This is a genomic window from Halodesulfovibrio sp. (assembly GCF_015482765.1).
Taxonomy (GTDB): domain Bacteria; phylum Desulfobacterota; class Desulfovibrionia; order Desulfovibrionales; family Desulfovibrionaceae; genus Halodesulfovibrio.
This window is the reverse complement of record NZ_JADMLB010000038.1, coordinates 20,134-27,225: the sequence shown is the minus strand read 5'-3', so window position 1 is coordinate 27,225 and position 7,092 is coordinate 20,134. Positions and strand designations below refer to the sequence as shown.

At 39.1% G+C, this 7,092-nt stretch carries 3 protein-coding genes and 1 pseudogene; 3 read left to right on the top strand and 1 reads right to left on the bottom strand.

Going from position 1 to position 7,092, the window contains the following annotated elements:
• Positions 1 to 14 precede the first annotated feature (14 nt).
• A pseudogene (locus QZY95_RS05625) lies at positions 15 to 392 on the bottom strand (integrase core domain-containing protein); the annotation flags it as partial.
• A 207-nt stretch (positions 393 to 599) separates the two neighbouring features.
• On the opposite strand from QZY95_RS05625, the gene QZY95_RS05620 reads away from it, so the two are divergent.
• The 3 genes from QZY95_RS05620 (at position 600) to QZY95_RS05610 (ending at position 6,650) form a co-directional block, all read left to right on the top strand.
• Positions 600 to 878 (top strand): hypothetical protein, encoded by a 279-nt coding sequence (locus QZY95_RS05620; protein WP_290920397.1) that lies wholly within the window; start codon positions 600 to 602, stop codon positions 876 to 878.
• A gap of 408 nt (positions 879 to 1,286) precedes the next feature.
• Entirely contained in the window at positions 1,287 to 4,271 is a 2,985-nt protein-coding gene (locus QZY95_RS05615; protein WP_290920394.1) for a hypothetical protein, read from the top strand.
• A 3-nt stretch (positions 4,272 to 4,274) separates the two neighbouring features.
• A complete protein-coding gene (locus tag QZY95_RS05610) occupies positions 4,275 to 6,650 on the top strand; it encodes a hypothetical protein (RefSeq protein WP_290920391.1) in 2,376 nt (791 codons plus the stop codon).
• Positions 6,651 to 7,092 lie beyond the last annotated feature (442 nt).

Genomic DNA, 7,092 nt, shown 5'->3' with positions numbered 1-7,092 from the left:
TCTGAGGTCTGCCCCTAATCTGTACCGGTAGATTTTAGAGAAATTTGGCTAGTTGAATGGTTAATCTGTGTACGGGCAAAGTCGTTTGGAGTCATATTTTCAAGAGAAGAATGAGGACGAAAATCGTTATATTCTTTCCGCCATGTTTCAATCTTCTTTCGAGTATCAGAAAGTGATAGGAACCAATGCGTATTTAAACACTCATCTCGAAAACTTCCGTTAAAAGACTCGATAAACGGGTTGTCTGTAGGTTTTCCCGGTCTTGAAAAGTCCAGCGTTACATTATTTTCATAGGCCCACTTATCGAGTGCCTTGGAAATGAACTCGCTACCATTATCTACTTGAATGCGATGCGGCTTACGTCCTGCAAACAACCGTAGCCACTCAATGACAGTAGTATTGTTGGAATAGCTTGGTAGCTATGAAGTTTAATTTTATAACATTAGCTAGTTATCAAGCTGAATAAAAGAACGAGAAGAAGACTTCTCCCCCTCAATAGTAGTGGTTGTGACTAATCCTGTCTTGATTGTTGATAATGTGCGCGGTGAGGAGTAGGGAAGAATTCTTGATTTGTATAATTGTGAATAATCGGAGCAGTTATGAATGAAGAACAGATGCGTGAAGGGTGCCTTGAAATGATCGAAGACATTTTTGAAGAAGGTGAAGACGTAGACTGGCCTATTCCTGCTGATCATGACGTTGTGTCTATACAAATTCTTGGAAGCGAGGATGAGTATGTTCTTGCAACTGAGAAGTACGGCAAAAAAGAGTATGAAGATGCAGATGAGTTTCTGGATGCTTTAGTTGCAGTAGAAAAAGCATACGGAACAGAGGAAGCTTTGCGGTTTACCTATGAAAATTTAAAGGCTGCGTCTTAAGCGGCTGCGTGTTACGCAAAAAATTCATAGTTAACATAAAAGCCGTTACGCGCTGACACCTATGTTTTTTGCGCAATGTTTCTCTCTTTTAAAGTCAGTAAGTTATCAAAATTTAATCCTTCCGAAAGTGGCTTTGTTCACATTCGGGGGGATTTTTGCTTTTCTTTTTCAGGAGCAATGCGTTAGCCGGAATTCACAATGGATAGGGCGAGTGGGATAAAGTAAAAGGATCTTGTATGGACAATTAGTGGCTTTTTATCAATTTTGCCTAAGTTCGTTCATGATCGTTGCCTTTTTATGCCTTTTTTAATAATGAAATCGGTCTATTGGGTTTTGTAATAGGTTGTTTATAATTGTTGTCTGCAGATTGTCATTATCTTGCGTAATTTTGAGGAAGAAGAGGCCCTAATGAATTCACCACAGCGTCAAATTATTATTAATTTAGAGCGATCACGCGAAGCAGCATCCTTTGTAAATGAAGAAGGCTATACAGATAAAAAATATTTAATTCAGCAAGATGCTGTGGATAAGTTCGCCTCACTTATTAATGAAATTCTGGGTAGGATAGACGTATTTCATGAGAACCAAGCGGAGGATTCTCCAACCTACATGCGTACACATGACGTGATTACGGTTGATGGAAAACGTGGTTCGGGGAAAACAACTTTTATTTTAAACGCCTACAGCACGCTTGACAAAAGTGTAAGAGATAAAATCCTTTTTGTAGGGGTAATTGATCCCACTTTAATAGAAACACGCGAGCATGTCTTCGTTACCATTGTTTCTCATATCAAACGAGAAGTTGATAAGTGGTATGCTCGATCTCAAGGTAGAAATGCACCTCGCAAATATGAAGAGTGGCGTAGAAGTTTGCGTGAATTGGCAGGAGGGATGACTTTACTTGATGGTGTTGGGCAGAATCATATGCAAAGTGATGAATGGATGGATGAACACTTTGCGATGGAACACGGACTTCGGAAGGCACGTTCGGGAGGAACATTGGAAAGGGCTTTTCATGCATTTATTAATAAAAGTCTAACGTTGCTGGATCGAAAGGCCTTTCTCATTGCATTTGATGATATTGATACCGATTTTTCCAAAGGTTGGCCTGTTCTTGAATTACTTCGTAAATATATGACTACCCCTCAGTTGATAACCGTTCTTTCAGGGGACTTGAATTTGTATTCAACTTTGGTTGAGAAGCAACAGTGGGCAACCTTGGGGTTAGATTTTTCAAAATCTCAAGACGCTTCTGATCGACATAAAGAGATGGTTGAGGAGCTTGTTGACCAGTACCTGTTAAAGATATTGCGAACACCTAATCGGATCGAGCTGAAAACAATTTGGGATTGTGTTTCAGACAAGAGAACTCTTGTAACTGTGGCTAAGAAGAACAGTGAGAAAAACAGGACGTTGCATAATATTATGCATAAGTTTTGTGAGTCGGTCTTGCGTATCGCACAGCGAGGTCAACGAGAAAGAGCTATATCTTTCTTGCTACAGTTGCCTCCTAGAACAGTAATGAGTCTACTTTTTGTAATAGACAAGGTATCATCATCAAGTTGGGACGTTGATACCACGGATAATGTATTAGTCGAGCTAGGTGATGTTTTTTATGTTTGGCTTCAAAAATATGAGTATACTCGTAGTCATTTGGCCCAACTTGATTCTCAAGTTGTTATGTCCAAGCTACTTAAAATTTATGAAAATCAGAATTCCGAAAATGGTAGATTTAGTTTAGTACCAAGTTTTGTCAATCTTCATGAAAGCAATGTATTGATGCTGATAGGAGCACACATTTCCTATGTCGCTTCTTATTCTAAAACTTTTTATTTTGACTACTTAATTCGGCTGCTACTTACATCAACTTTTTTGAAAAATAATAAAGATGGGGTGTCTTTTGCCTTGTATAAAAGGCATGCAGAACTAGAAGTAGCTGATCCTGCACAAATTGTACGATGTTATTTATCTGCAGCTTATCCTGAAGGGTGGAGTAAGAGCGGCCTAGCATTACAACATGGGACATTACAACTATATTCCGATAGCACAAAGACATTTAGAGAGATGCGGAAGTCTTCTGCGGGGAAACTTGATCCCGTAGTAACTTTTAATAGTGCTGGTTCATTGTTTGTAAATATAACGTCGTGGCATAGGTATATTGCAATGCTACCTATTTCTGTTGTTAGGAATAGAGATAGTAGTTTTACGCATTTTTCAATTTTCAATATATTGGGTCAGCTTGCAAGTTTGATGTGTCATGATGACTTGCATACTCAGCTTAAGCAGGCAGGGAGCATCAAACGGGCTGCCGCTGTCTCAATAAAGCAATATGAAGATATCGACGAGGAAGACTTTTTTACTGATATTGAAGAAGATTTTTCTTTGCTAGGGCTTGCTTCTTTCGAAAAAGCTTTTAAAAAGTGGATGAGATGTGATTTGTTAAAGTATCCAACTCATATTGAGTTGCTTTCTAGAGCCTGGGATAAATTTTTTGTTGCAGTGAAGACCTTGCCTTCAAGCTTTAAAGATGATGGTCAATTAGCAGGTGCTATACTACATCGCTGGTTAGTAATGTTTTTGAATGCGGTATTGGTAGAAGAAGCACGCAGTGTTACACGTGGACGGCTTAAAGAGAATAATCCAATTACTGAAGATAAAATTTTTGAAGATAACTTGTTGGTTCTTTCTCAACCCAGCCAATCGCCATTTCATGCGAAAATGTCTTTGATTGAGATGAAAAAAGTTCCGTTTTTTGAATGGCTTTTCGCCTGTCCCCTTTGGACGCATTATTTGGAACAAGGTTCCCTTGTCTTCATGAAGCACTGTGACATAATGTCAAATTTTGAATTGTATGAATCGTCAGATGCGCTTGAACAAGCTATTGAGGTTCAATACCGCTATGCTAGTGATAATGAGAGTCAGAATGAAAAATCAACCTACTATTATTTGAATTCATTAGCTAGTGTTGGGCTAGATACAGAAAATAAAGATGTAGAACTGCATAAATATACGCAGTATAAAATGCTAACTTCTAACTGCACAAATAAATTTTTATCAACCCTTGAATCCGATTACGGATTGTCAAATGTGAATGATAAAAGCGACCTTGATTTATTTATTAAAAAGTTAAAAGGGCATATGAAAAATGCCTTTGTTATTAAAGGGCTTGCACAAGAAGTAAAAAGTTTTTGGAAAAAAGCTGAATGTCCTCTTGAGACAGACGAGCTATTTAAGTTTATTCGTTCTTTATTAATAGGGTTAGGGTCAAATTATAGTTATGAGCTTGTAATTCCGAACAATAAAAATACACAAGGGTATCAACAATATATTCTGCCTGCGTTTCTTACCTACGTCGTAAAACCCTATCTAAACGATAAGGGGATTGAGGTGTAACTGATGCCTTCATTAACTATTTCGATCTATGAAGCTGTCCTTTCTTCACGAGAAGTACTTGAAGGCTATTTACAAAGACAATTGTTGGAAGGACGGGAAGTAGAAAGCAAAGCTTTTGTGACTGTACGTCGGAGGACAGAATATCGCCCTGATTATGCGTATAAAAATGAGATGCGTCGCGTTTTTGGTAATAACCCATCAACAAGTCATATTATAAGTACTGCCGTTAATGATATTGCTGAAGAGTATGTTCGATATGACGGAAATCGTTTTGTAATACCTTTGGGAAAGTTTGGGGAATGGCAAGAGATAATAACTCGCGTTTCTCCATTGCTTGTGATGGCTCAAGCTGCCATTCAGCGGTGTGAGACAGATTGCTATGGGACTGCAGAGGATTTCTTTTTAGAGCAAATTACGTATTCTTCTTTACCTGAGATGGATCATCGTTTGTTACGAGACACATTGGCAAAGCGTGGTCTTGCAGAACTACATATGCATTTAAATGGGACCACTGAAGCTGATAAGGTTTGGCTAGACGCGTTATTGGCACCAAAACCATTTGCGCGTTCTTTACGTGATGCAATGGCTGGAAATATCATGGAGCAGCTAGAACAAAATGGACATGTGTTAACCACAGTCCCCCAAATATACCTTGCACTACGTTTAGCAGCACAGCTTCGTTACATGCTGGTTCAGGCGTTATTTAATGATACTTATCCATCACAAAGGGAAATAGTACGCATTTGTGACCGTGGAGCTTTTGAGGAGGACATTGTTTCAGGTTCCCTTCCAAGTGAGCACCCCATTAGTTTAACTCAAGAGGGTGAAGAATATGATACTCCTATGCAGCAGGAAGGTCGCTTTTTGATCAAAGCTTTGCAAGCGCTGAAAGATGATGATCCTAGAATTGCTGCGATGCTGCATTGCTATTTACTTATACAATCCTGTTTTACAGGTTTACTTATTCAGCAGAGGAATCAAAGTGGATTCGATCAATTTCAGCGCATTGCAGATAATAAACTTCGTGATCCTTCTGAAGAACAATATGAATATCGCTTTAATCAATTAAAAAGACATCAGCCTAGTGAACAAAAGTTTATTGAAGGGCGTTTTGCTCCAAAAAAAACAATTGCGAAGAATGTGAAACTGTTGAGCAACATTGTTGAGGGATGGAAGGGCAGTGAAGGGATAATCGATAAAAACATTAATTTAAATGTGGTTGCAAAGGCTCTTTCGCTTACAGCGCATTTTATTAAGATGAAAGATAAAGACTCCGCCCCATTATTTCGACATCACTCTTTGCGGCGTATCACATTTAAAAATGCTATTCGGTTATGCCTTGCATTAAAAGCTAACGAGAAATTAAGCCCATTTGTAACTTCTGCAGATGCTGCTGCAAATGAGCTTCATGCATCACCTGAAGTTTTTGCGCCAACATTTAGGTTTTTGCGAGCAAAGGGTTGGAAACGATTTACATTTCATGTTGGCGAAGATTTTCATCATCTTGTATCTGGGTTACGAGCAATCTGGGAAGCCGTTACTTTTTTGGAGTTCTCAAGTGGTGATCGCATAGGGCATGGTACTGCATTGGGAATTGATCCTGAGCTATGGATAGAGCGATTGGGCCCTCATGTAACTGTATCCAGACAGGAATGGTTGGACACCTTACTTTTTGTGTATGAACTGTTACGTAATGACCCTGAGTATGCGCCCTATGCTGCACAATTTGCAGATGAGGCACGACAGCACGCTGTTAAACTGTACTCAGGACAACGTCCTTCTCTCGTCCAACTGGTTAATGCTTGGAAGATGAGGCATCTTGATCCATGGGTAGCATTCGATTCTCGGCGTGGACAGGAAATTCCGATCAGTCAGTGGCGAGAGCATGAAGAAAATCTTGTTAGGCGAGCTTTGTTTGAACCTGGCGCAGAACATTCTTTTGAGCTGTTTGAACGATACCATACAGATGTGGAGCTTAGAGGACATTCTGATTCATTGATTTCTGTGGCAACCGATCAGATACCTTCAGTACTCATTACAGTTTTGCAACGTAAGGTAATTGACTTACTTAATAAGAAACAAGTTGCCATGGAAGTAATGCCAACGAGTAATGTTCGGATTTCTTATTACCAGGATCATTCGGAGCACCATTTATTTCGCCTTCTTGGGTGCAATAATGGTGAAAAGCATCCAATTGGAGCCTGCCCTACAATTTGTATTGCCAGTGATGATCCTGGAATTTTTGCAACATGCTTATCTAATGAATATGCACATGTATATAAACAGCTGGTCGAGAAGGGAAAGACAGAACAGGAAGCCCTTGTTGAGATAGAACGTCTAGTTGATAATGGTTGGGCATTTCGTTTTGCTTCAGAATAGTCTGGGCTTGGTAATTTTAAAAGCTACGTAATCTTAAAATTTCGTAGCTTTTTGTTTTGTGGAGCTTTTCCAGGATAAGAATCATCATTGTAAGGTTAAGGAACTGGTTCTAAAAGTGTGCGGTAATCCGTTTGACAGGGCTGAAATTTTTTTTCTCCACCCTGAATAATATGAAGGTGGAGGCCTGTATGATGGCTAGGTTAACCTGCAAAAAAGACGTGTTGTGTCTCGCGGTGAGTTTTTTCAGAACAGAGTTACGCTTTGTTTTCTGAAATCTTAGCGTAAGCTTCCTATGTTTGAAACACGGCAATATGCATATGTCTTAATGATTACTCTCAGTGGTTCATTAGGGCTAGATATATTTATTTTTGCTTGGTTCATAATCAATATTAGTACAGCTAATAGACCGCATTTGAGCTAGGAACAACGAGGTATACTCAAA